Raw genomic sequence first — 21,100 nt, 5'->3', positions numbered from 1 at the left:
CCCGGCACCCGCGCCGAGATGTGGTTCGCCGCCATGTCGGACATGCCGTAGAGGTCGAGCAGGCGGTAGCAGGCGGCAAGGTCGACGCGCGCCTCCCACTCGGCCGGGCTGACCCGGTTGTGCATCGATTCGATGCGAAGCTGCCTGCGCGCCATCGCCCTACACTCCCTGGAAATCCGCGGCGGCGCGAGGATACTCCGGCCTCCGGACCGGGGTCGAAAAAAACTCCGCGCGGTGGCGGCGGAAATCGTCTATGCTCTATCGACTGTGCGCGTTGCACAGGTCGTCATCCTGCTTTCGGCTTCGCGTAGCCGACTTGCCTTACGTTCTGACTGGCCGCGGCCGGGGTGATCCGGGCGGGCAGCAAATCCGATGGATCGGATGGCGCAACCCAAGACGTGGGATCCGCCGCCCCTGCGCGGCAGATCGTTGCGCTTGTCATCGGAGTTACGACAATGGCTGTCGGTACGGTCAAGTGGTTCAATAGCACCAAGGGTTACGGTTTCATTCAGCCGGACAGCGGCGGGCCGGACGTGTTCGTCCACATCTCGGCCGTCGAGCGCGCCGGCATGAGCGGCCTCGCCGAGGGTCAGAAGATCTCCTACGAGGAGCAGCGCGACCCGCGCCGCGGCAAGAGCTCGGCCGAGAACCTGAAGGCGGTCTGAACCGTACTTTCGGCAAAGGCGCCGCCACCCTCCCGGGTGGCGGCGTTTTTCATGCCTGCCGGATCGGACCAAACTTCCTGTTGAGCCCAGGCGGAAGTTCGTCCTAGAGGGGTGGTCGCCGAAGCGCCGGGAGAACGGCGACGGCCGCGGAGGAACCCCGATGATCCGAAGCCTGTCCCGGCGCCGCATGCTGTCGCTCCTGGCCGCCGGTGCGGCCGGCGGCATCGCCGGCCTGCCCCGTCCCGCCCCGGCCCAGGATCGGCGGACGATGGTCACCGTCGTCAAGATCGCGGGCGTGCCCTGGTTCAATGCGCTGGAGCGCGGCGTCCGGAAGGCCGGCGACGATTTCGGCCTCGCCTCGACCATGGTCGGCCCGGCCAACGTCGACCCTGCCCAGCAGGTGAAACTGCTGGAAGACCTGATCGCGCGGCGCGTCGACGTCATCGGCCTGGTGCCGCTCGACGTGAAGGTCGCCGAGCCGGTGCTGCGCCGCGCCCAGGCGGCCGGCATCGCCGTCATCACCCACGAGGGCCCCGAGCAGGAGGGACGCACCTGGAACGTCGAGCTGATCGACTCGGTGCGCTTCGGCGAGGAGCAGATGAAGCGGCTCGCCGCCGAGATGAAGGAGACGGGCGAGTACGTCGTCTATGTCGGCACCCTGACGACGCCGCTCCACAACAAGTGGGCCGATGCCGCCATCGCCTACCAGCAGAAGCATTATCCCCGGATGAAGCTGGCGGCCGACCGCTTCCCCGGCGCCGACGAGATCGACACCGCCCAGCGCACGACCCTCGACGTCACCCGCGCCCACCCCAAGGTCCGCGGCATCCTAGGGTTCGGCTCGAACGGTCCCATCGGGGCGGGCAACGCGGTGCGCCAGCGCCGGCTCGGCCAGCGCATCGCCATCGTCGGCACCGTCCTGCCCTCGCAGGCGAAGCCCCTCATCATGGACGGCACCATCCGCGAGGGCTTCCTGTGGAACCCGACCGAGGCCGGCTATGCCATGGTCGCGGTGGCGAAGATGGTGCTGGACGGCCGCGCGATCGTCGACGGGATCGAGATCCCGGGCCTCGGCCGCGCCACGGTCGACGTTCCCGGCCGGCAGATCCGCGTCGACAAGATCATGCGCATCAACAAGGAGACGGTCGACGGCCTGATCGCCCAGGGTCTCTGAGGCGAACCGCGCCGCCTTGACGCCCCTCCTCGAACTCCGCCGCATCGCGCGGCGCTACGGCGGCGTCCGCGCACTCGACGGCGTCGACCTCGACATCCGCACCGGCGAGATCCATGCGCTGGTGGGCGAGAACGGCTGCGGCAAGTCCACCCTCATCAAGATCATGACCGGGGTGGAACGGCCGGCGGCGGGCGGCACCGTCGCCCTCGACGGTCATGACGTCACGGCCGGCGGCCCGGCCGAGCGCCGGCGGCTCGGCATCCAGGTCATCTACCAGGACCTGTCGCTCTTCCCCAACCTGTCGGTGGCCGAGAACATCGCCATCGGCCGGCATCTCGGGCGCCTCCACCGCGTCGACCGGAAGGCCATGCGGCAGGCCGCTGCGGCCGCCCGGGACCGCCTCGGGATCGCGCTCGACCTCGATCGCCAGGTCGGCGAACTGGCCATCGCCGACCGGCAGCTCGTCGCGATCTGCCGCGCGCTGGCCGAGGAGGCACGGCTCGTGGTGATGGACGAGCCGACCGCCTCCCTCACCCGCACCGAGGTCGACGCCCTCCTCGCCCGGATGCGGGACCTGGCGGCGCGCGGCATCGCCGTCCTCTTCGTCAGCCACCGGCTCGACGAGGTGCTGGAGGTGGCGGACCGGGTGACCGTCCTGCGCGACGGCCGGCGGGTCGCGACCGTCCCGCCCGTCGCGCTGACCGAGGCGGCGCTGACCCGGATGATGACCGGGCACGCCTTCCACTACGACCCGCCGCAACCCGCAACCGGGCTCCCGGTCGTGCTCGAGGTCGAGGGCCTGTCGCGGGCCGGCCAGTATCGCGACGTCTCGTTCCGCCTCCATGCCGGCGAGGTCCTGGGACTGACCGGCCTGCTCGGCGCCGGCCGCACCGAACTCGCCCTGTCGCTCTTCGGCATGAACCCGCCGGACGCCGGGGCCATCCGCCTCTGCGGCCACGCGCTGGCGCCGGCGGACTGCCGCGCCGCGATCGCCGCCGGCATCGCCTATGTCCCGGAGGACCGGCTCGCCCGCGGCCTCGCCCTCGACCAGCCGGTCGCCGACAACCTGCTGGCCACCATCCTCCCCCGGCTCGCCGGCCGCTTCGGCCTCGTGCCGACAGCGCGCCGCGCCGCCGCCGCGCGCGACTGGATCGGGCGCCTCGCCATCCGGGTCGCCCGGCCGGAACAGGCGGCCCGCACGCTCTCGGGCGGCAACCAGCAGCGCGTCGTCCTGGCGAAATGGCTGGCGACGGGGCCCCGGGTCCTCATTCTCGACAGCCCGACGGTCGGTGTCGACATCGGCGCCCGCGACGGCATCTATGCCGTGGTGCGCGACCTCGCCCGGGCCGGTGTCGCGATCCTGATGATCTCCGACGAGATCGAGGAGGTCCGCAGCCACGCCGCGCGCGTGCTGGTGATGCGTGCCGGGCGGCTGGTGGGCGAGTTCGTCTCGGCACGGCACAGCGTCGCCGACATCCGGGCCGCCGTCGATGGCTGACCGGCTGTCGCGGCTGGCCCGGACGCACGAGTTCCGCCTGCTGGCGGCCGTCCTCGCCCTGTCGGCCGGGCTCGCCGTCGCGAGCGACGGATTCCTGACCGCCCAGAACCTGTTCGACCTGCTGACCGCCAATGCCTTTGCCGGCATCCTCGCCGCCGGCCTGCTGGTCGTGCTGGTGGCGGGCGGCATCGACATCTCGTTCACGGCGACGGCGTCGGTCGCCCAGTACGTCGCCATGTCCGCCGCCAATGCCTGGGGGCTGGACTGGCTGTCGGTCTTCGCGATCGGCATGGCGACCGGCACCGCGCTGGGGCTCGTCAACGGCACGCTCGTGGAGCGCCTGCGCATCCCGGGCATCATCGTCACCATCGCGACGCTCAACGTCTTCTACGGGCTGCTCGTGTTCCAGACCGGCGGTCGCTACATCCATGCGCTGCCCGACTGGTTCGCCGCCGGCATCTGGTGGTTCGAGTATGTCGACGCCGACCAGATCCCCTACGCCGTCAACCTGCAGATCCTGCTGCTCGTGCTGGCGCTGGCCGCGACCGCGGTCCTGCTCGGCGCGACCAGCCTCGGCCGCCAGGTCCGCGCGCTGGGCGGCAATCGCGAGGCGGCGCGGCGGGTGGGGTTCCCGGTGTCCGGCCTGACCCTCTTCGTCTATGGCTGGATGGGCATGATGGCGGGCCTGGCCTCGCTCGCCCAGGCCCAGCTGGCGCAGTCGGTGGCGCCGACGGTCCTGGTCGGCCGCGAGCTCGACGTACTGGCGGCCGTGGTCCTGGGCGGCGCCAGCCTGACCGGGGGCGTCGGCTCCGTCACCGGCACGGTCCTCGGGCTGGCGCTCCTCGCCATCATGCAGAACGGGCTCGTGCTGGCCGGCGTCTCCTCCTACTGGTCGCCCTTCTTCACCGGTCTCGTGATCCTGGTCGCCGTCGTCGCCGGCGCCATGGGCCGGCGGGCGCCCTCGGGTGCCGCCGCATGACCCCGTGGCAGCGGCTGCTGGCGCTGGGCGCGGTCGGCACCAACGGCATCCTCGCCGCGGCGATCGCGGCGGCGTTCCTGCTCTTCGCGCTCGTCGCCGGCGAGGCCATCCTGTCGCCGGCCGCGCTGCGCTCGATGGCGTTCCAGATGCCGGAGCTCGGCATCCTGTCGCTGGCGATGATGGTGACGCTGCTCTCGGGCGGCATCAACCTGGCGATCATCGCCACCGCCAACCTGTCGGCGCTCGCCATGGCGGCGGTGCTGACCGGCTGGCCGGCCCCCGAGGCTACCCTGCCATGGCTCGTCTGGCAGGCGGCGGCCGTCGCGGCCGGCTTCCTGGTCGCGGGCGCCGCCGGATTCCTCAACGGGGTTCTGGTGGCGCGCCTCGGCGTCTCGCCGATCCTGGCGACGCTCGGCACCATGACGCTGCTGAAGGGCCTGGCCCTGGGACTGACCCGCGGCGAGGTGCTGTCCGGCTTCCCCGCCCCCGTCCTCTTCCTCGGCAACGGCACCGTGGCCGGCGTTCCGGCCGCCCTCCTGGTCTTCGCCGCCGCCGCGGTGGCGCTGGCGATCGTCCTCGGCCGCACCCCCTTCGGCGGCGCCGTCACCATGATCGGCTCGAACCCGGAGGCCGCGCGCTTCTCCGGTATCGACACCGCCGGCGTGCTGATGCGCGTGCACCTGCTCTCGGGGCTGCTCTCGGGCCTCGCCGCCCTGGTCATGATGGCGCGCTTCAACTCCGCCAATGCCGCCTATGGCGAGAGCTATCTCCTGGTGACGATCCTGGCGGCGGTGCTGGGCGGCATCCACCCGATGGGTGGTTTCGGCAAGGTCGGCGGCCTCGTCCTGGCGCTGATCCTGCTGCAGGTCGTCTCGACCGGCTTCAACCTGCTCGACCTCAGCGCCTTCCTGACGCTCGCCATCTGGGGCGCGATCCTGCTCGCCGTCGCCGGCGCGGCCCGGCTGCGCGGCGCCTGACGCGGGTCAGGGCACCAGCACGATCGCGCCCGTGGTCGCGCGCGCCTCGGCGGCGCGGTGGGCGTCCGCGACGGCCGCCAGCGGGAAGCGGGCGCCGATCGTCGGCCGGACCCAGCCGGCGGCGACCGCCGCGAACAGTTCGGCGGCGTTCGCGCGCAGGGTCGCCGTCTCGGCATTGTGCGGGAAGACCGAGGGCCGCGTCAGAAAGAGGCAGCCCTTCTTGTTGAGGAGTTCCGGGTCGATCGCCGGCGCCGGCCCGGAGGCGGCGCCGTAGACGACGACGAGGCCGAAGGGGGCGGCACAGTCGAGCGACTTGAGGAAGGTGTCGCGCCCGACCGAATCGTAGACGACCCGCGCCTTGCGCCCGCCGGTCGCCGCCAGCATGGCGGCCGGCCATTCCGGGTCGGCGGTCACCACGACATGGTCGCACCCGGCGGCCAGCGCCGCCGCGCGCTTGCCCTCCGACCCGACGGCGCCGACCACGGTGGCACCCAGCGCCTTCGCCCAGGACGACAGGATCAGGCCGACGCCGCCGGCGGCGGCATGGACCAGCACGAGGTCGCCCGGCGCCACCCGGTGCGTCTTGCGCACCAGGTACTGCGCCGTCATGCCCTTGAAGATGACGGCCGCCACCGCCTCGTCCGACAGCCCGTCCGGCACCGGCACCAGCCGGTCGGCGGCGACGATCCGGCGATCGGCATAGGCGCCGATTCCGGCATTGATGTAGGCGACGCGGTCGCCCGGGCGGAATTCCGTCACCTCGGGCCCGACCGCTTCGACGACGCCCGCCGCCTCGTGTCCCAGTCCGGTCGGCGCGGGCAGCGGATAGATGCCGCGACGCTGGTAGATGTCGATGAAGTTGAACCCGACCGCGGTCTGGCGGAGCAGGACCTGCCCTGCCCCCGGCGCCGCCAGCCGCGCCGTCGCCAGTTCCATGGCCTCCGGCCCACCGAAGGCCGAAACCCGCACCACCCGCGCTTCCGTCATGTCCGCCCGTCTCCTCCGGATCGGCGCCCAGAATGGCGCTTGCGGAGGCCGCGGCAAAGCACCTATGCAGCGCCATGCCCCGAGGCAGTCCATCCCGAGGCCGCGCCTGGACCGCCGCGGCCGGGACCGCCGTCGCCGCGGCGCTGTGGTTCGCCGGCGGTGCCGACCTCGTCTGGCGGCTCGTCGCGGGACCGCCGGATCTGGGTGCGGTCGCGTTCGAGACGCTGGTCCGCCGAACGACGGCGAACGACGCGCTCGCCTGCCCGCCGGGCCTCTGCGCCGCGTCGAGCGACTTCCCCCCGCCGCGCCTGGCGATGCCGGCGGCCGAGCTGCGCCGGGCGTTCGCGGCGGCGATCGCGGCCGAGCCGCGGCTGGAGCGGGTGGCGGCCGACGATGCCGCGCTCACCGACCGCTGGGTCCAGCGGACCCGGCTGATGCGCTTCCCGGACACCATCGTCGCCCGTTTCGTCGACCTGCCGGACGGCCGCGCGACGCTGGCGCTCTATTCCCGCTCGCAGCTCGGCCGCGACGATTTCGGCGTCAACCGCGACCGGATCGCGCGCTGGCTGGGGCGGCTGGAGGAGGCCGTCGCTAGCCGCGACCGGCCAGCGGCAGGAACACGTCCGTCAGCCACTCCGCCGGCGGCAGCGACCGGCAGTCGTTGAGATACTCCTCGAAGCACGGCCGGTCGGCCGGCTCCTCGCCGCTCACCGGCAGCCAGTCGCGGTAGAGGCGGCGGTAGGTGCGCTCCAGTTCGGCATAGGGGCCCTGGTGGCGCAGCACGGCGTGGCGGCCGCCGGCGATCTCCAGCATCCGGACGCCGTCCGGCAGCACCGTGCCCACCGGCACGGTCATGCAGGCGTCGGCGGTCAGGCGGTCCTTCGCGACCGAGGTCGGATCGTCGTAGAAGATGCCGAAGAAGCGGGTCGCGGGGCCGATCAGCCCGGCCGCGCCCGCCCAGGCCTGCAGCCGCTCGAAGGCGTGGCCGATCTCCTGGTAGTCGCCGCGGTGGGCGACGGCGGCGACGGTGACGGCGGCGGTGGTGCGGATGGCGACCTCGGTCATGGCGCAGGCTCCCTCGGGCAGGAATGCGGTCGGGGTATCGAGCGGGCCGCGGGCGCGGTAGGCCGCGGGCGGGATGCCGTAGCTGCCGGAGAAGGCGCGGCTGAAGGCGGCGACGCCGGAATAGCCGGCGCGGCGGGCGATGCGGGAGATCGGCAGCAGGCCCTCGATGAGTTCGGCCGCGGCGCGGTGGAGGCGGCGACGGCGCACCGTCTCGGTCACCGTCTCGCCCATCACGCCGCGATAGACGCGATGGAAGTGGAAGGGCGACAGGCAGGCGACGCCGGCCAGCCCGTCGAGGTCGAGGTCGCCGTCGAGATGGCGGCCGATATGCTCGACCACCCGCTCGATGCGGCGGGCGAGGCGCTGGGCCGCGGGCGCCGTCTCCCCCCTCGTCTCGGGGACCGGCCGGGCGGGATCGGGTTTCGTCATGGCGAGAGGATAGTCGGGCCGGGCTTTGCCGCGCTTGCGGAACTCCGCCCCTTGACGGCGGCGGGTTGGGTGCGATCCCCTGCCCCCCCGCCGCTCCCGACGCGGCGGCGCCGAAATCGAACCGCCCGCAGGGAAGGGACGCCCGAGCATGCAGTCGCTGGAAGGAAAGATCGCCTGGATCACCGGGGCCGGCACCGGCATCGGCGAGGCCACGGCGGAGACGCTGGCCGCCGCCGGCATGGTGGTGGTGCTGTCCGGGCGCCGCAAGGCCCCGCTGGACGCCGTCGCCGGCCGCATCGCGGCCGCCGGTGGCAAGGCCGAGGTCGCGGTGCTGGACGTCGTCGACGGCGACGCCTGCCAGGCGGTGGCCGACGGCATCGTCGCGCGCCACGGCCGCATCGATCTGCTCTTCGCCAATGCCGGCGTCAACGTCACCGACCGCACGCTCGACGTGCTGAAGCGAGCGGACTTCAAGCTGCTCGTCGACGTCAACCTGACCGGTGCCTACAACACCGTCTCGGCGGTGCTGCCCGCCATGCGCAAGCAGCAGGACGGGCTCATCGTCAATCTCTGCTCCTGGGCCGGCCGCTATGTCGGCAAGGGTGCGGGCGTCGCCTACTGCGCCTCCAAGCACGGGATGCTGGTGCTGAACGAATCGCTCAACCAGGAGGAATGCGGCAACGGCATCCGCGCCACCGCGATCTGCCCGGCCGACGTCGACACCCCGATCCTCGACAAGCGCCCGGTCAAGGTCAGCCAGGCGACCCGCGACGTCATCCTGAAGCCGCAGGACCTGGCCGACGCCGTGCTCTACGTCGCCAAGCTGCCGCCGCGGGTCTGCATCAACGAGATCCTCATCAGCCCGACCAAGAACAAGACCTACCTGCCGAACCTGCCGTGAGCTGCCGGCTACCCTCGCCCGCCGGCGAGGGTAGCCATCGCCTCCGTCCCGAGGACGTGTTCCCGCACCGCGAATTCGCGGGCGCCGATGCCGGCGTAGAAGGCGTGGGCCCCGGCATTTCCCGGGATCGATGTCCACCAGATAAAGGTCCGCCGGCGTCGGCGGCCGGCGCGGGCGACGGCCGCCAGCAGGGCGCGGGCGACGCCCCGGCGGCGGGCCCGGGGCACGACGTAGAGATCGACGAGGAAGATGCCGCGCTCGCAGTAGCAACTGCTGTAGGCGTCGTGGTCGAAGGTGTAACCGACCGGCCGTCCGGCGAGCTCGGCGATGTGGGTGCGGAACTCCGGCCGGCGACCGAAGCCGGCGGCCAGCAGCTTGTCGGCGGTGATGAAGCGGACCGGATCCCCCTCCTCGCGGCTCAGCGCGCGGCAGAAGCGGACGAGCGTCGGCACGTCCGCCGCCGTCGCCCGGCGGATCGCTAGCGGTCCCGGGCCGCCGGGGGTCACGCCGGCTTGCTCATCGCCAGCAGCTTCTGGACCATCTCCTCGGTCAGGTTGCCGCCGGTCACCACCGCGCAGGTCTTCTTCGAGCGGTCGACCTTGCCCGCCAGGAAGCCGGCCGCAGCAACCACCCCCGCCGGCTCGCCCAGCACCTTGGCGCGGAAGAGCAGCGCCCGGAAGGCGTCGGCGATGTCCTGCTCGCGGATCAGCACGACGTCGTCCATGTACTTCTGCAAATGGCGGAAGGGGAACTCGCCGGGTCGCACCGCCGAGAGGCCGTCGGCCATGCTGTCCCAATGGTCGATCTGCGTCGGCTCGCCGCGCTGACGGGAGACGTAGTAGGCGTTGGCCCGCTCCGGCTGGACGCCGATGACCTTGATGTCGGGACGCAGCAGCTTGATCGCCGTCGCCGTGCCGGCCGCCATGCCGCCCGAGGAGACGGGCACCAGCACCTGCTCGACGTCGGACAGGTCCTCGACGATTTCGATTCCGATGCCGGCATGGCCGAGCGCGACCGGCCGGTCTTCCCAGGTGTCGATCGCGGTCATGCCGCGCTCGCGGGCGACGCGCTCGACCGTCGGCTGGCGCTGGGCGGCGTCGGTGCCGCAGAAATAGACCTCGGCGCCGTGCGCCCGGGTCGCCGCCACCTTGTAGGGGCTGGTGCGGTCGAGCATGACGACGACGACCGGCACCTTCATGATCCGCCCGGCCAGCGCGAAGCCCTGGGCGAAGTTGCCGGACGAGGTCATGACCACGCCCTTCGCCCGCGCCTCGGGCGACAGCGCGTTCATCACCGCGAAGGCCGCGCGCGGCTTGTAGGCGTTGGTGACCTGATGCGTCTCCAGCTTCAGGAACAGGCGCTCGGCGCCGATCTCCGCCGGTTCGCCGGCGAAGGGCACGATCGGCGTGCGGCGGATGATCGCGGGCATGGCCGCGCGGGTGGCGCGGATCTCGTCGAGCGTGATGAGCGGGGCGGCGGTCGCGGCGTCGGGCATCGGGGCCTCTCCGGGTGGGGCACGAGGGCGAGGGGGGGTTCCCGCCGAGGCTAGCACGTGCCGGCGCCGGCGTTCTATTCTCGGTGCCCGACCATGGCACCCCAGCGCACCATCCTCGTCACCGGCGCCAGCCGCGGCATCGGGCTTGCCGCCGCCCGCCACTTCGCGGCAGCAGGGCATCGCATCGTCGGCATCGCCCGCTCGGGCGCGCCGGCCGACTTCCCCGGCGCCTTCCACTCGGTCGACCTTTCGGCCGACGATTTCGGCGAACGGATCGCCGCCATCGCCGCGGAGACGCCGGTCGACGTGCTGGTCAACAATGCCGGCGCGGGCCGCATGGCCCGCCTCGGCGAGGTCAAGCTCGAGGACCTCGACGCCATCGTCCGCCTCAACCTGACGGCGACGATGCTGGCGACCCAGGCCTGCCTGCCGCACATGCGAAGGCAGCGCTGGGGCCGCATCGTCAACGTCTCGAGCCGGGCGGCACTCGGCAAGGACGGGCGCGGCGTCTATGCCGCGACCAAGGCCGGTCTGATGGGCTTCACCCGGACCTGGGCGCTGGAACTGGCGGCCGAGGGCGTCACCGTCAACTGCGTCGCGCCCGGCCCGATCGACACCGAGATGTTCCGCGAACACAACGCTCCCGACAGCCCGGCGACCCGGGCGATCGTCGCCTCCCTGCCGGTCGGCCGCATGGGCCGGCCGGAGGAGGTCGTCGCCGCGCTCGACTTCTTCGCGGGCGAGCATGCCGGCTTCACCACCGGGCAGGTGCTCTATGTCTGCGGCGGCCTGACCATCGCCCGCGATCCGATCTGACCGGCGCCGGCGAGCCGCAAACCGGCCGGCCGACTCATGCCGCCCGCAGGAGCGGCCGCACTTCGGGCGCAGGACAGCTCTCCCGGACGATGCGGCGGGCGGCGCGCTCGGCCGCCCGCGGGGTGGAGAAGGCGAAGCCGTCGATCGGGAAGAACCGGCGATCGGCGGCGTGGAAGTGAAAGCCGCGTCCCTGGTCCCGGCGGACGACGAGTCCGGCCGTGACATCGTCGACGACGATGGCGTAGGCGTCAGCCATGGCTGCTCCTTGGGCGCACCGGCCCCGTCCGGGGCGGCGCCCGACTGTTCGGACGATGAGGTGCTGGAAGGTCGCCCGGGCGGCCGGCGGGTCATCCCGCCGGACGCGGCGACCGGCCGCCGGTCAGGCGGCGCGGCGCGAGCCGCAGCGGCGCATTCGGCGATGCCGGTGGAGAAGGCCGCAGATCGTGGTGGTGCTCGGCGTCGGTGCGAACATCGCCGCACTCCTTTCGCATTAGCGTTTGGTGACGCGGCGCAAGCGCTTCCGTCAAATTGCCGCGGGACGATCCGGTCCGAGGGTCCTCGTCGGGCGGGGTCCGGCCGCCGAAGACGATCGCATCATCGCCGGCAGCCGGCCGGGCGACAATCGAGAAATTGTCCGTCGCGGTTCAAGCTTCCCCGAGGGTCGGCACGAGCGGGCCTGGGGGTCGGCCGATAGGATTTCTCGATTGCCGTCGCCCGGCGGCGCGCGACAATCGCTCCATGATCCACGACACCATGGAGACGGTCGCGAAGGGGCTGGCGCTGCTGGCGGCCCTGGTCGCGGTGCTGTGGTGGACGGGCGCGCTCAGCTGAACCTCCCGAGCGCGCCCCGCTCCTACTCTGCCGCCGCCTGCGCCCGGCCGGCGCCGACGGCCGCCATGGCCGCGGCGCCGACCGCGTCCAGCGCCTTGAGGTCGAGCGCATGGTCGGTCTCGTTGGCGACCGCGATCACCAGCCGCTGCTCGCGCAGCAGCATCACCTTCTGGTCCGAGGCGCCCGACGCCCAGACCGCGTCGATCGGCAGGCTCGGGAACTGGCGGTCGAGGTTGGTGCGGAAGCAGCCGGCATAGTGGTTGCCGAAATGGGTCGAGGTCAGTGCGTAGTCGGCCCAGCCCTCGGGCAGGATACGCTCGCCGTCCCACACCCCGTCCTGGATGTAGAGCATCCCGAAGCGGGCATAGTCGCGCAAGGTCGCGAAGCCCGAGCCGGAGGCGACGAAGTTGCCCACCCGGTCGGCGGAGTGCTGGTAGCTCGCCATGCCGATACGGTCGGCGAGCAGGCCGTAGACGGTCTCGTGGTAGGGCAGGCCGCGGCGCTCGATCCGGTCCCGGATGATCGCGCCCAGCACGTTGAGGCCGGTGTTGATGTAGCGGTAGACGGCACCGGGCCGGGTGGCGACGATGGCGCGCTGGGCGGTGTCGAAGGCGTCCTCGCCGTCGTAGTAGACGAAGCTGTTCTCGAAGATGACGGAGCTCCGCCCCTCCCCGTCGACGGCCGCAAACGCAAGCCCCGAGCGCATCCGCATCAGGTCGTCGATGGTGATGAGGTGGTGGATCGTCCGCGGGTCGCGCCACAGCGGCGCCGGCGCCGGGTCATAGACCGAATGGAGCCAGCCCTCGTGGATCATCCGGCCGATGATGGTGCCGGTGATCGCCTTCGTCATCGAGAAGCTGGGCGTCGGCCGGTCGGGCGCGCCGTGGGCGGAATAGCGTTCGGCGACAACGCCGTCCGGGGTCGCCGCCAGCAGGCCGTAGATGCCGGGCGAGTTGGCGAAGAGGCGGTCGATCGCGGCCTCCAGCCCGGCCGGCCCACGATTGCGCCCCGGCACCGAGCCGCCGTCGCCGCAGGGCCAGGGGCGGCTGCGGTCGGCCTTGGCGCGGTTGACCGGCAGCGCCTGAAAGGCGGGCTCCGGATGCCGGCCGAGCACGATGCCGCCATAGCCCGGCCGCGCGACCGCGTAGCCGACGACGGGGCCGCCGACGGCGGGGTCGTCCCAGGTCACGGTCGCCCGGCGGTCGGCGTCGTCGGTCGCGACGGTGATCCGGCCCATGCCGAAGGCCGCCTGGACCTCCGCCTGGGCCGCCGAGACGTCGGGCTCGTCGCCGAGGCCGCCCGACCGTCCCGACGCGCGCGGCCGGAAATGACGGTCGGCGGTCGCCCGGTCGAGGCCGCTCACATACATCATGTCGACGTAGCGCTTGGCGGTGTAGGCGACGACCTTCTCGCGCAGCGCCCGCGGCGACTGGTCGTAGACGAAGGGTTGCGGCAGGTCGCCGGCGCCGGCGGGCAGCAGCGGCGGGATGCGGTCGAAGAGAGCGCTGGGGGCGCGGGGCATGGGCGGGCTCCGGGGTCGCGGGCGGGCGAGGATCTCCGTGCCCGATCTTGCGCCGCGACGACCCGATGCGGAAGAGCCCGGACGCGCGAACGGGCCGCGGCACCAGGTCCGCGGCCCGTCGAGGTCGCCCGAACGTCGTCGGGCGGCGCAGGTGCTAGCGGCCGAGCTTCTGGTCGCCGTCGACCGACTGGCCGAACTTGCCGTCGTCGAGGTTGGCGCCGAACTTGCCGTCCTCGGCATTCCGGCCGTACTTGCCCTCGTCCATGTTGCGGCCGTACTTGCCGTCGTCCTGGTTGGCGCCGAACTTGCCGTCGTCGACCAGCGCACCGTACTTGCCCTGGTCCTGGTTGGCGCCGAACTTGCCGGCATCGAGCGACAGCGGAGCGGCGACGGCACCGAACGCGAGAAGGCTGGCGACGGCGGCGGAAGCGAGCGTGCGGATCATGGGAACCTCCTGATTTGGCCGGGCGATCCGGTCCTTCCCCGGCCGCCTTCGATGACCGGAAGATAGGTCCCCCGCCCGCGCCCGGCGAATCACGCCGCCTCACTCCGCAGTGAGCCGGCGATGACCGTTCCGTGATCGTCATCGATGCGACCGTCGAACCGTAACCGGGTGGCGCCAGGATCGCGGCCATGCTGATCCACGACCTCATCGACGCGTTCGCCCGGGGCCTCGCGATCACCGTCGCCGCGATCGTCGCGCTCTACGCCGCCGGCGCCCTCCACTGACCGCCGACCGCTTCGCCGTCCCCCTTCTGGGGACTGGCGTTCGGACCGCGGTTCGCGCTATCGGAAGGCATGCGTCGCCTCGCCCCTTCTGCCGCAGCCGTCCTGCTGCTCGCCGCCTGCGGCGGCCCGAGCGGCCCCGTTCCCTCGGAGACGACCACGTATCGCTGCGCCCTCGGCCGCGGCTTCGCCGTGACCGTGCGGCCGAAGGACCCGAACATCGTCCTCGATGCCGGCCGCAACCGGCTCATCCTGTCTCCCCCCGCCAGCGGCGAGGAGGGCAAGGAACGGGCGAAGGAAGCCGCCAAGCTCGACGGGCAGTTCACCAACGGCGCGGTGTCGCTGACGCTGGCGGGAGAGACTGCACTGGTCGAGAACCTGCCGGGCGGGCCCTACGACGACTGCCGGGCGGCCGGACCGGCGGAGAAGACGGGACCGGGCATCCCGCCGATCAAGGTCGAATGACCTTGCCGGGCGCCGCCGTGGACGGGGCGCCCCTGCTGGCGGTCGAGGGACTGACGACCCTCTTCCGCACCGACCGCGGCACCGTCGGCGCCGTCGACGATGTTTCCTTCACGCTGGCGCGCGGCCGCACGCTCGCCGTGGTCGGCGAATCCGGCTGCGGCAAGAGCGTCACCGCACTCTCCGTCATGGGCCTGCTGCGACGCCCGCCGGCCGAGATCGCCGGCGGGCGCATCCGCTTCGAGGGCGAGGACCTGCTGGCGCTGCCGCCGGAGCGGATGCAGGACCTCCGCGGCGACCGGCTGGCGATGATCTTCCAGGAGCCGATGACCTCGCTCAACCCCGCCTTCACCGTCGGGGACCAGATCGCCGAGGCCATCGTCCGCCACCGCGGCGCCTCGGCGGCCGCGGCCCGCGAGCGCGCGATCGAACTGCTGGGCCGGGTCCGCATCCCGGCGCCGGACCAACGGTTCGGCGAGTACCCGCACAAGCTTTCGGGCGGGATGCGGCAGCGGGTGATGATCGCGCTGGCGCTCGCCTGCGACCCCGACCTCCTGATCGCCGACGAGCCGACGACGGCGCTCGACGTCACCATCCAGGCCCAGATCCTGGCGCTGCTGCGCGGCCTCCGCCGGGAGAGCGGCATGGCGATGCTGCTCATCACCCACGACCTCGGCGTCGTCGCCGAGATGGCCGACGACGTGATCGTCATGTATGCCGGCCGCGTCGTCGAACGCGCCCCGGTCGACCGCCTCTTCGCGGTGCCGCAGCATCCCTACACGATCGGCCTGATGGGATCCGTCCCGCGCCTCGACGACGACGGCGGGCGGCTCGCCGCCATCGAAGGCCAGGTGCCGAGCCCGCTGGCGCCGCCGGCCGGCTGCCGCTTCCACCCGCGCTGCCCCTTTGCCGAAGCCGCCTGCCGGGCCGAGGAGCCGCGCCTGACGCCGGTCGCGACCGGGCACGACGTCGCCTGCCGGCGGGCGCCGCTCGGAATCGAGGCCGCGGCATGACGGCGCTGCTCGAGGTCGAGGGGCTGGCCAAGCATTTCCCGGTGCGCCGCGGCCTGTTGCAGCGCGTGCAGGGCCATGTGAAGGCGGTCGACGGCGTCTCGTTCCGGCTCGCCGCCGGCGAGACCCTGGCGGTGGTCGGCGAATCCGGCTGCGGCAAGTCCACCCTCGGCCGGCTGGTCCTGCGGCTGATCGAGCCCACGGCCGGCGCCGTCCGCTGGCGGGGCGAGGACATCTTCGGCCTGCCGCCGGCGCGGATGCGGGCGCTCCGGCGCGAGATGCAGATCGTCTTCCAGGACCCCTATGCCTCGCTCAACCCGCGGCTCACGGTCGGCCAGATGCTGGCCGAGCCGCTGATGCTGCACGGCATCGCCCGGGGTGCCGCGGCGGCCGCGCGGGTGACGGAACTGCTGGCGCTGGTCGGCCTCGCCCCCGAGCATGCGCGCCGCTACCCGCACGAGTTCTCGGGCGGGCAGCGCCAGCGCATCGGCATCGCCCGGGCGCTCGCCGCCGGCCCGCGCCTGCTGGTCGGCGACGAGCCGGTCTCGGCCCTCGACGTCTCGATCCGGGCACAGGTCGTGAACCTGCTGCAGGATCTCCAGCGCCGGCTCGGCCTCGCCTATCTCTTCGTCTCGCACGATCTCGGCGTCGTCCGTCATATCGCCGACCGGGTGGCGGTGATGTATCTCGGCCGGATCGTCGAGACGGCGCCGAAGGCCGCCCTCTACGCCGGGCCGCGCCACCCCTATACGGCGGCGCTGCTGGCGGCGATCCCGGTCGCCGACCCGCGTCTGAAGCGCGACCGGCCGATCCTCGAGGGCGACGTGCCGAGCCCGATGGCGCCGCCGCCCGGCTGCCGGTTCCACACCCGCTGCGCCCATGCCGTCGACCGCTGCCGGAGCGAGGTGCCGCCGCTCGACCAGGACGGCGACGGCCATGCCGTCGCCTGCTGGCGCTGGCGGGAGCTGGCCCCGCTGCCGTCCGCCGCCGCCGAGGGCGTCCCCCCGGACGCACGGCTGGCCGCGCTCCAGGGCGCCTTCCGCCGCCGCGCCGGGATCAGGGCAGGCGCCTGAAGCCCTGGCGCTCGAAGTGCGGGGCCGCCTCCGCCGAGCGCAGCCAGGCGAGGAGGCCGGCGGCCGCCGGCACCGCCTCGCGGGTCAGCGCGATCGGATAGATGATCGGCGGGTGGCTGTCGGGCGGAAAGGCGCCGACGACCCGCACCCGCGCCGCGTCGGCCGCCGCGTCCGTCGCGTAGACGATGCCGAGCGGCGTCTCGCCGCGGGCGACGAGCAGCAGTGCGGCCCGCACGTTCTCGGTCTGGGCCAGGCGGTTGGCGACCTGCGGCCACAGACCCAGAGTCTCGAGCGCCGCCTTGCCGTACTTGCCGGCCGGCACCGACTCGACCTGGCCGACGGCGATGCGGCCGTCGGCGCCGAGCAGTTTCGCCAGATCGAGACCCGGCGCGACCGGCCCCGCGGCCGTGGAGTCCCTGGGCGCGATCAGGACGATGGCATTGGCCAGCAGGTTCGCCCGGCTCTCCGGGCGGATCAGGTTTCGCTTCTCGACATAGTCCATCCAGTCGAGGTCGGCCGAGAGGAAGATCGAGGCGGGCGCCCCCTGTTCGATCTGCCGGGCCAGCGCCGAACTGGCGGCGTAGGAGACCTTTGCCGGCACCCCGCCGCGGGCCGTCCAGGCGGCGACCGCCTCGTCCAGGGCGTTCTTCATGCTGGCGGCGGCGAACACCACCACGCCCTGGGCGCTGGCGGCGGCCGGCGGCAGGAGCGTCGCCGCGGCAACGGCCCAGGTGGCGAGGACAAGCAATCGGCGGCGCATTCCATCTCTCCCATCGATATATTTGATGAGATACATCGAATCGATCCGTGGCGACAACCGTGCCGGAACGACGGGCCGAGCGCAGCGTTCTCGGCTGGGCGGCCGGATTGGGGGGCCGCCGGGTTCATGACCACGCCGCAGATCCTCGCCGTCGCCATCTTCGCGCTGACGCTCGCCGCCTTCGTCTGGGACCGGGTCCGCTACGACATCGTCGCGCTGGCCGCGCTGGCCGCCGCTGTCCTCGCCGGCCTGGTCGAGCCGGACCAGGCGTTCGCGGGCTTCGGCAATGCTGCCGTCGTCACGGTGGCCGCGGTGCTGGTGCTGAGCCATGCGCTGGCGCGCTCGGGCGTCGTCGCCGTCGTCGGCGAGCGGGTCAACCGCCGGGTCGCGACGCCGGTGCAGCAGACCGCGCTCCTGTGCCTGCTCGGCGCCGCCATGTCCGCCTTCATGAACAATGTCGGCGCACTCGCCATCATGATGCCGATCGCCATCGCCGGCGCCCGCCGTTTCGGCAGTTCGCCGGCACTCGTCCTGATGCCCCTCTCCTTCGCCACCATGCTGGGCGGCATGTGCACGCTGATCGGCACGCCGCCCAACCTGCTCGCGGCCGGCTTCCGCGAGCGCTACGGGGCGGCGCCGTTCGACTTCTTCGCCTTCGCGCCGGTCGGCCTCGCCGTCACGCTCGCCGGCACCGCCTTCATGGTGCTGGTGGCCCGCTTCCTGATGCCGGCCGACCGCAAGGGCACGGCCTCGGCGATGGAGCAGTTCGACGTCGGCCACTACCTCACCGAGGTCCGGGTCGGCCCCGAATCGAAACTGGCCGGAATGAGCGTCGCCGCGGTCGAGGCCGAGTACGAGGATCGCCTGTTCGTGATCCAGCTCGCCCGGCGCGGCCTGCGGCTGCGCGGCCGCTTTCCGACCACTCGGCTGGCGGCGGGCGACGAAGTGCTGGTCCAGGCCGATGCCGAACTGCTCCAGGAGCTGGTGCGCGGCGGCATCCTCGACCTCGTCTCAGCGCACACGACCGAGGGGGAGGACGAGAAGCCGGCCGTGCCCGCCCAGCTCGACACCGCCGAGGTGATCGTCGGGCCCAACGCCTGGATCCAGGGCGCGACCGCGCGCGGCCTCCGCCTGCGTGCCCGCTACGGCGTCAACCTGCTGGCCCTCTCGCGCCAGGGCCGGCCGGTTACCGGACGGGTGCGCGACACCGCCTTCGCCGCCGGCGACGTCCTGCTGCTCGAGGGCGACGCCGAGCAGATCGGCGACGCCGTGCGGCAGCTCGGCTGCCTGCCGCTCGCCAACCGGCGCATCGCCCTGCAACCCTTCCGCATCTACACGACCCTGGCGATCATGACGGCCGCCATCGCCCTGGTCGCGGCCGACCTGCTGCCGGCATCGATCGCATTCCTGCTCGGCGTGCTGGCCGTCGTCGCCCTCGGCGTCCTGCCCCTGCGCGAACTCTACGACGCGGTCGAGTGGCCGGTGGTGGTGCTCCTCGGCGCCATGATCCCGGTCGGCGGCATCCTCGAATCGACGGGCCTCGCCGCCATCGTCTCGGCCTGGGTCGCGGAGACCGGCGGCGCGCTGCCCGAGCGCGGGATGCTGGCGCTGGTGCTGGTCGTCACCATGCTGCTGACGCCGGCCCTCAACAATGCCGCCACCGTCATCGTCATGGCGCCGATCGCGATCGGCGTGGCGCAGCAGTCCGGCCTGCAGCCGGACGCCTTCCTGATGGCGGTCGCCATCGGTGCAAGCTGCGATTTCCTCACGCCCTTCGGGCACCAGAACAACACCCTGATCCTCGCCCCCGGCGGCTACCGCTTCGCCGACTACTGGAAGATGGGCCTGCCGCTCGACCTCATCGTGCTCGCCGTCTCCGTCGCCCTGCTGCCCGTGGTCTTTCCGCTCCGCTGACCGCCGCCGGGTTGCTCCCCCCGCCCGCGACCGCATACGATCGGTGCCAACGGCACGACAGCCGGCAGACGGGGAGTAACGGTATGAAGCGCGCGATCGCCCTCGCCTTCGCGGCGAGCCTCCTGGCCGGAACCGCCATGGCCCAGTCCACGCTCCGCATCGGCCTCGCCGAGGACCCGGACCTGATGGACCCGACCACGGCCCGCACCTTCGTCGGCCGCATCGTCTTCGCCTCGGTCTGCGACAAGCTGCTCGACATCGACAAGGATCTGAAGCTGGTGCCGCAGCTTGCGACCGAGTGGAAATGGTCCGACGACCAGACGGCGCTGACGCTGAAGCTGCGGCCCGGCGTCAAGTTCCACGACGGCGAGCCGATGGACGCCGCCGCCGTGAAATACAGTCTGGAGCGGCACCTCACCTTCCCCGGCTCGCGCCGCAAGTCCGAGATCAGCCAGGTGAAGTCGGTGACCGTGGTCGATCCGCTGACGGTCCGGCTCGACCTGTCGGTGCCCTTCGCGCCGCTCATCGCCCAGCTCACCGACCGCGCCGGCATGATCGTCTCGCCCAAGGCGGCCCAGGCGATGGGCGACAAGTTCGGCTCCGCGCCCGTCTGCGCCGGCCCCTACAAGTGGGTCGAGCGGGTGCAGCAGGACCGCATCGTCGTCGAGCGCTTCGCCGACTACTGGGACAAGGGCAACATCCATTTCGACCGCATCGTCTACCAGCCGGTGACCGACGCCACGGTGCGCCTCGCCAACCTCCAGTCGGGCCAGCTCGACCTCGTCGAGCGGGTGGCCGCCACCGACGTCGACGCCGTCAAGTCGAACCCGCGCCTCCAGCTCGTCCAGGCGACGGAGCTGGGCTACATGGGCCTCAGCTTCAACGTCGCCAACGGCGACCGGGCGAAGACGCCGCTCGGCCAGGACGCGCGGGTGCGCCGGGCGATCGAGCTCGCCATCGACCGCGACGCCATCAATCAGGTCGTCTTCAACGGCCTCTTCTCCCCCGGCAACCAGTGGGTGGCGCCGGCCAATCCCTGGTACCAGAAGTCCTCGCCGACACCGAAGCGCGATGTCGCCCGCGCCAAGGCGCTGCTCAAGGAGGCCGGCGTCGCCAACCTCTCCTTCACCGTCAACGTCCCGTCCGGCAGCGAGAACGCCCAGGTCATGCAGGTCGTGCAGGCGATGCTGCAGGAGGCCGGGATCGACATGAAGCTGCGGACGCTGGAGTTCGCGACCTCGCTGCAGATGGCGTCCAAGGGCGACTTCGAGGCCTACTTCATCGGCTGGTCCGGCCGCGTCGATCCCGACGGCAACATCTGGGCCTTCAACTCTTGCGAGGCGGCGCAGAACGACGGCCGCTACTGCAACCCCGAGATGGACAAGTGGCTGAAGCAGGCGCGCTCGACCAACGACCGCGAGCGCCGGATGGCCGCCTATGCCGAGGCGACCAAGGTCCACATGGCCGACATGCCGCGCATCTACCTCTACCACCGCACCTGGTTCTACGGCGTCTCGAAGAAGCTGCAGGGCTTCCAGGCGCCCCCCGACGGGCTGGTCCGCATCCAGGGCCTGAAGCAGGGCTGATCCCGGCCCGGGGGGGGGGCCCCCCCCCCGGGGGGGGGGCGCGCCCCGCCCGGGGGGCCGGTGGGGCAGCCTTCCCGCCTACATCGCCCGCCGCCTGCTGGTGGCGCTGCCGACGCTCCTGGTCGTCTCCTTCATCGTCTTCGGCCTGCAGCTGCTGCTGCCGGGCGACCCGGCGCTGCTGCTGGCGGGCGAGGACCGCGACCCGGCGGTCATCGCCCACATGCGGGCGC

21 protein-coding genes and 1 pseudogene are annotated in these 21,100 nt (G+C 72.5%); 14 read left to right on the top strand and 8 right to left on the bottom strand.

Annotated features, from left to right (window positions below):
* Positions 1-455 precede the first annotated feature (455 nt).
* The 5 genes from ACE3Q3_RS16065 (at position 456) to ACE3Q3_RS16045 (ending at position 5,293) form a co-directional block, all read left to right on the top strand.
* The gene (locus tag ACE3Q3_RS16065) at positions 456-665 is read left to right on the top strand and encodes a cold-shock protein (protein WP_374447781.1); all 210 of its coding nucleotides are present in this window, start codon (positions 456-458) and stop codon (positions 663-665) included.
* A gap of 160 nt (positions 666-825) precedes the next feature.
* Positions 826-1,839: a substrate-binding domain-containing protein gene (locus tag ACE3Q3_RS16060; RefSeq protein ID WP_374447780.1), complete on the top strand. Its 1,014-nt coding sequence runs from the start codon at positions 826-828 to the stop codon at positions 1,837-1,839.
* 16 nt (positions 1,840-1,855) lie between these two features.
* Positions 1,856-3,337: a sugar ABC transporter ATP-binding protein gene (locus ACE3Q3_RS16055; RefSeq protein ID WP_374447778.1), complete on the top strand. Its 1,482-nt coding sequence runs from the start codon at positions 1,856-1,858 to the stop codon at positions 3,335-3,337.
* Positions 3,330-4,316, top strand: coding sequence for an ABC transporter permease (locus ACE3Q3_RS16050; RefSeq protein ID WP_374447777.1), 987 nt, complete (start codon positions 3,330-3,332; stop codon positions 4,314-4,316). Before ACE3Q3_RS16055 ends, ACE3Q3_RS16050 begins: the two co-directional genes overlap by 8 nt.
* Positions 4,313-5,293 carry an ABC transporter permease gene (locus tag ACE3Q3_RS16045; RefSeq protein WP_374447775.1) on the top strand — a complete coding sequence of 327 codons (981 nt, stop codon included), beginning with the start codon at positions 4,313-4,315 and terminating at the stop codon, positions 5,291-5,293. The genes ACE3Q3_RS16050 and ACE3Q3_RS16045 overlap by 4 nt, the downstream gene beginning before the upstream one ends.
* Before the next feature lie 6 nt (positions 5,294-5,299).
* Here ACE3Q3_RS16045 and ACE3Q3_RS16040 read toward each other — a convergent pair whose 3' ends face one another.
* Positions 5,300-6,280, bottom strand: a complete 981-nt coding sequence (locus tag ACE3Q3_RS16040) for a quinone oxidoreductase (protein WP_374447773.1) — start codon at positions 6,278-6,280, stop codon at positions 5,300-5,302.
* Between the two features lie 74 nt (positions 6,281-6,354).
* Here ACE3Q3_RS16040 and ACE3Q3_RS16035 point away from each other — a divergent pair, with 74 nt between their 5' ends.
* Entirely contained in the window at positions 6,355-6,945 is a 591-nt protein-coding gene (locus tag ACE3Q3_RS16035) for a DUF1499 domain-containing protein (protein WP_374447771.1), read from the top strand.
* Here ACE3Q3_RS16035 and ACE3Q3_RS16030 read toward each other — a convergent pair.
* Positions 6,872-7,774: a GyrI-like domain-containing protein gene (locus tag ACE3Q3_RS16030; protein WP_374447769.1), complete on the bottom strand. Its 903-nt coding sequence runs from the start codon at positions 7,772-7,774 to the stop codon at positions 6,872-6,874. The genes ACE3Q3_RS16035 and ACE3Q3_RS16030 overlap by 74 nt on opposite strands.
* A 148-nt stretch (positions 7,775-7,922) precedes the next feature.
* Here ACE3Q3_RS16030 and ACE3Q3_RS16025 point away from each other — a divergent pair, with 148 nt between their 5' ends.
* Positions 7,923-8,675, top strand: a complete 753-nt coding sequence (locus tag ACE3Q3_RS16025) for an SDR family oxidoreductase (protein ID WP_374447767.1) — start codon at positions 7,923-7,925, stop codon at positions 8,673-8,675.
* 8 nt (positions 8,676-8,683) lie between these two features.
* Here the strand turns inward: ACE3Q3_RS16025 and ACE3Q3_RS16020 are convergent, their stop codons facing one another.
* Both ACE3Q3_RS16020 and ACE3Q3_RS16015 read right to left on the bottom strand, forming a co-directional pair.
* On the bottom strand, positions 8,684-9,127 hold the full coding sequence (locus ACE3Q3_RS16020) for a GNAT family N-acetyltransferase (protein WP_374447766.1): 444 nt from the start codon (positions 9,125-9,127) through the stop codon (positions 8,684-8,686).
* A gap of 50 nt (positions 9,128-9,177) precedes the next feature.
* Positions 9,178-10,170, bottom strand: a complete 993-nt coding sequence (locus ACE3Q3_RS16015; RefSeq protein ID WP_374447765.1) for a threonine/serine dehydratase — start codon at positions 10,168-10,170, stop codon at positions 9,178-9,180.
* Positions 10,171-10,263: 93 nt separating this feature from the next.
* Here ACE3Q3_RS16015 and ACE3Q3_RS16010 point away from each other — a divergent pair, with 93 nt between their 5' ends.
* Complete coding sequence (locus ACE3Q3_RS16010; protein ID WP_374447764.1) at positions 10,264-10,986, top strand: SDR family oxidoreductase; 723 nt, start codon at positions 10,264-10,266, stop codon at positions 10,984-10,986.
* A gap of 34 nt (positions 10,987-11,020) precedes the next feature.
* Here the strand turns inward: ACE3Q3_RS16010 and ACE3Q3_RS16005 are convergent, their stop codons facing one another.
* The 3 genes from ACE3Q3_RS16005 to ACE3Q3_RS15995 form a co-directional block, all read right to left on the bottom strand.
* Positions 11,021-11,242 (bottom strand): hypothetical protein, encoded by a 222-nt coding sequence (locus ACE3Q3_RS16005; RefSeq protein ID WP_374447763.1) that lies wholly within the window; start codon positions 11,240-11,242, stop codon positions 11,021-11,023.
* A 597-nt stretch (positions 11,243-11,839) separates the two neighbouring features.
* A complete protein-coding gene (locus ACE3Q3_RS16000) occupies positions 11,840-13,339 on the bottom strand; it encodes a serine hydrolase domain-containing protein (RefSeq protein ID WP_374447762.1) in 1,500 nt (499 codons plus the stop codon).
* Between the two features lie 154 nt (positions 13,340-13,493).
* A complete protein-coding gene (locus ACE3Q3_RS15995) occupies positions 13,494-13,784 on the bottom strand; it encodes a hypothetical protein (RefSeq protein WP_374447761.1) in 291 nt (96 codons plus the stop codon).
* A gap of 353 nt (positions 13,785-14,137) precedes the next feature.
* On the opposite strand from ACE3Q3_RS15995, the gene ACE3Q3_RS15990 reads away from it, so the two are divergent.
* Genes ACE3Q3_RS15990 through ACE3Q3_RS15980 form a run of 3 tightly spaced genes read left to right on the top strand, consistent with a single transcriptional unit; the run spans position 14,138 to position 16,610 of the window.
* Positions 14,138-14,530: a hypothetical protein gene (locus ACE3Q3_RS15990; RefSeq protein ID WP_374447760.1), complete on the top strand. Its 393-nt coding sequence runs from the start codon at positions 14,138-14,140 to the stop codon at positions 14,528-14,530.
* Positions 14,527-15,540, top strand: coding sequence for an ABC transporter ATP-binding protein (locus ACE3Q3_RS15985; RefSeq protein WP_374447759.1), 1,014 nt, complete (start codon positions 14,527-14,529; stop codon positions 15,538-15,540). The genes ACE3Q3_RS15990 and ACE3Q3_RS15985 overlap by 4 nt, the downstream gene beginning before the upstream one ends.
* Entirely contained in the window at positions 15,537-16,610 is a 1,074-nt protein-coding gene (locus tag ACE3Q3_RS15980) for an ABC transporter ATP-binding protein (protein ID WP_374447758.1), read from the top strand. The genes ACE3Q3_RS15985 and ACE3Q3_RS15980 overlap by 4 nt, the downstream gene beginning before the upstream one ends.
* Here ACE3Q3_RS15980 and modA read toward each other — a convergent pair.
* Positions 16,594-17,370: a molybdate ABC transporter substrate-binding protein gene (gene modA / locus ACE3Q3_RS15975; protein WP_374447757.1), complete on the bottom strand. Its 777-nt coding sequence runs from the start codon at positions 17,368-17,370 to the stop codon at positions 16,594-16,596. The genes ACE3Q3_RS15980 and modA overlap by 17 nt on opposite strands.
* A gap of 126 nt (positions 17,371-17,496) precedes the next feature.
* Between modA and ACE3Q3_RS15970 the strand changes: the two genes are divergently transcribed.
* The 3 genes and pseudogenes from ACE3Q3_RS15970 to ACE3Q3_RS15960 form a co-directional block, all read left to right on the top strand.
* On the top strand, positions 17,497-19,284 hold the full coding sequence (locus ACE3Q3_RS15970; RefSeq protein WP_374447755.1) for an SLC13 family permease: 1,788 nt from the start codon (positions 17,497-17,499) through the stop codon (positions 19,282-19,284).
* Between the two features lie 83 nt (positions 19,285-19,367).
* Positions 19,368-20,870: an ABC transporter substrate-binding protein gene (locus tag ACE3Q3_RS15965; protein ID WP_374447754.1), complete on the top strand. Its 1,503-nt coding sequence runs from the start codon at positions 19,368-19,370 to the stop codon at positions 20,868-20,870.
* 82 nt (positions 20,871-20,952) lie between these two features.
* Positions 20,953-21,100 (top strand): annotated as a pseudogene (locus ACE3Q3_RS15960) (ABC transporter permease); the annotation flags it as partial.

This window comes from Allostella sp. (assembly GCF_041913585.1).
GTDB lineage: Bacteria > Pseudomonadota > Alphaproteobacteria > ATCC43930 > Allostellaceae > Allostella.
Note: the sequence above shows the minus strand (reverse complement) of the source record. Positions and strands in the feature narration are given on the sequence as shown.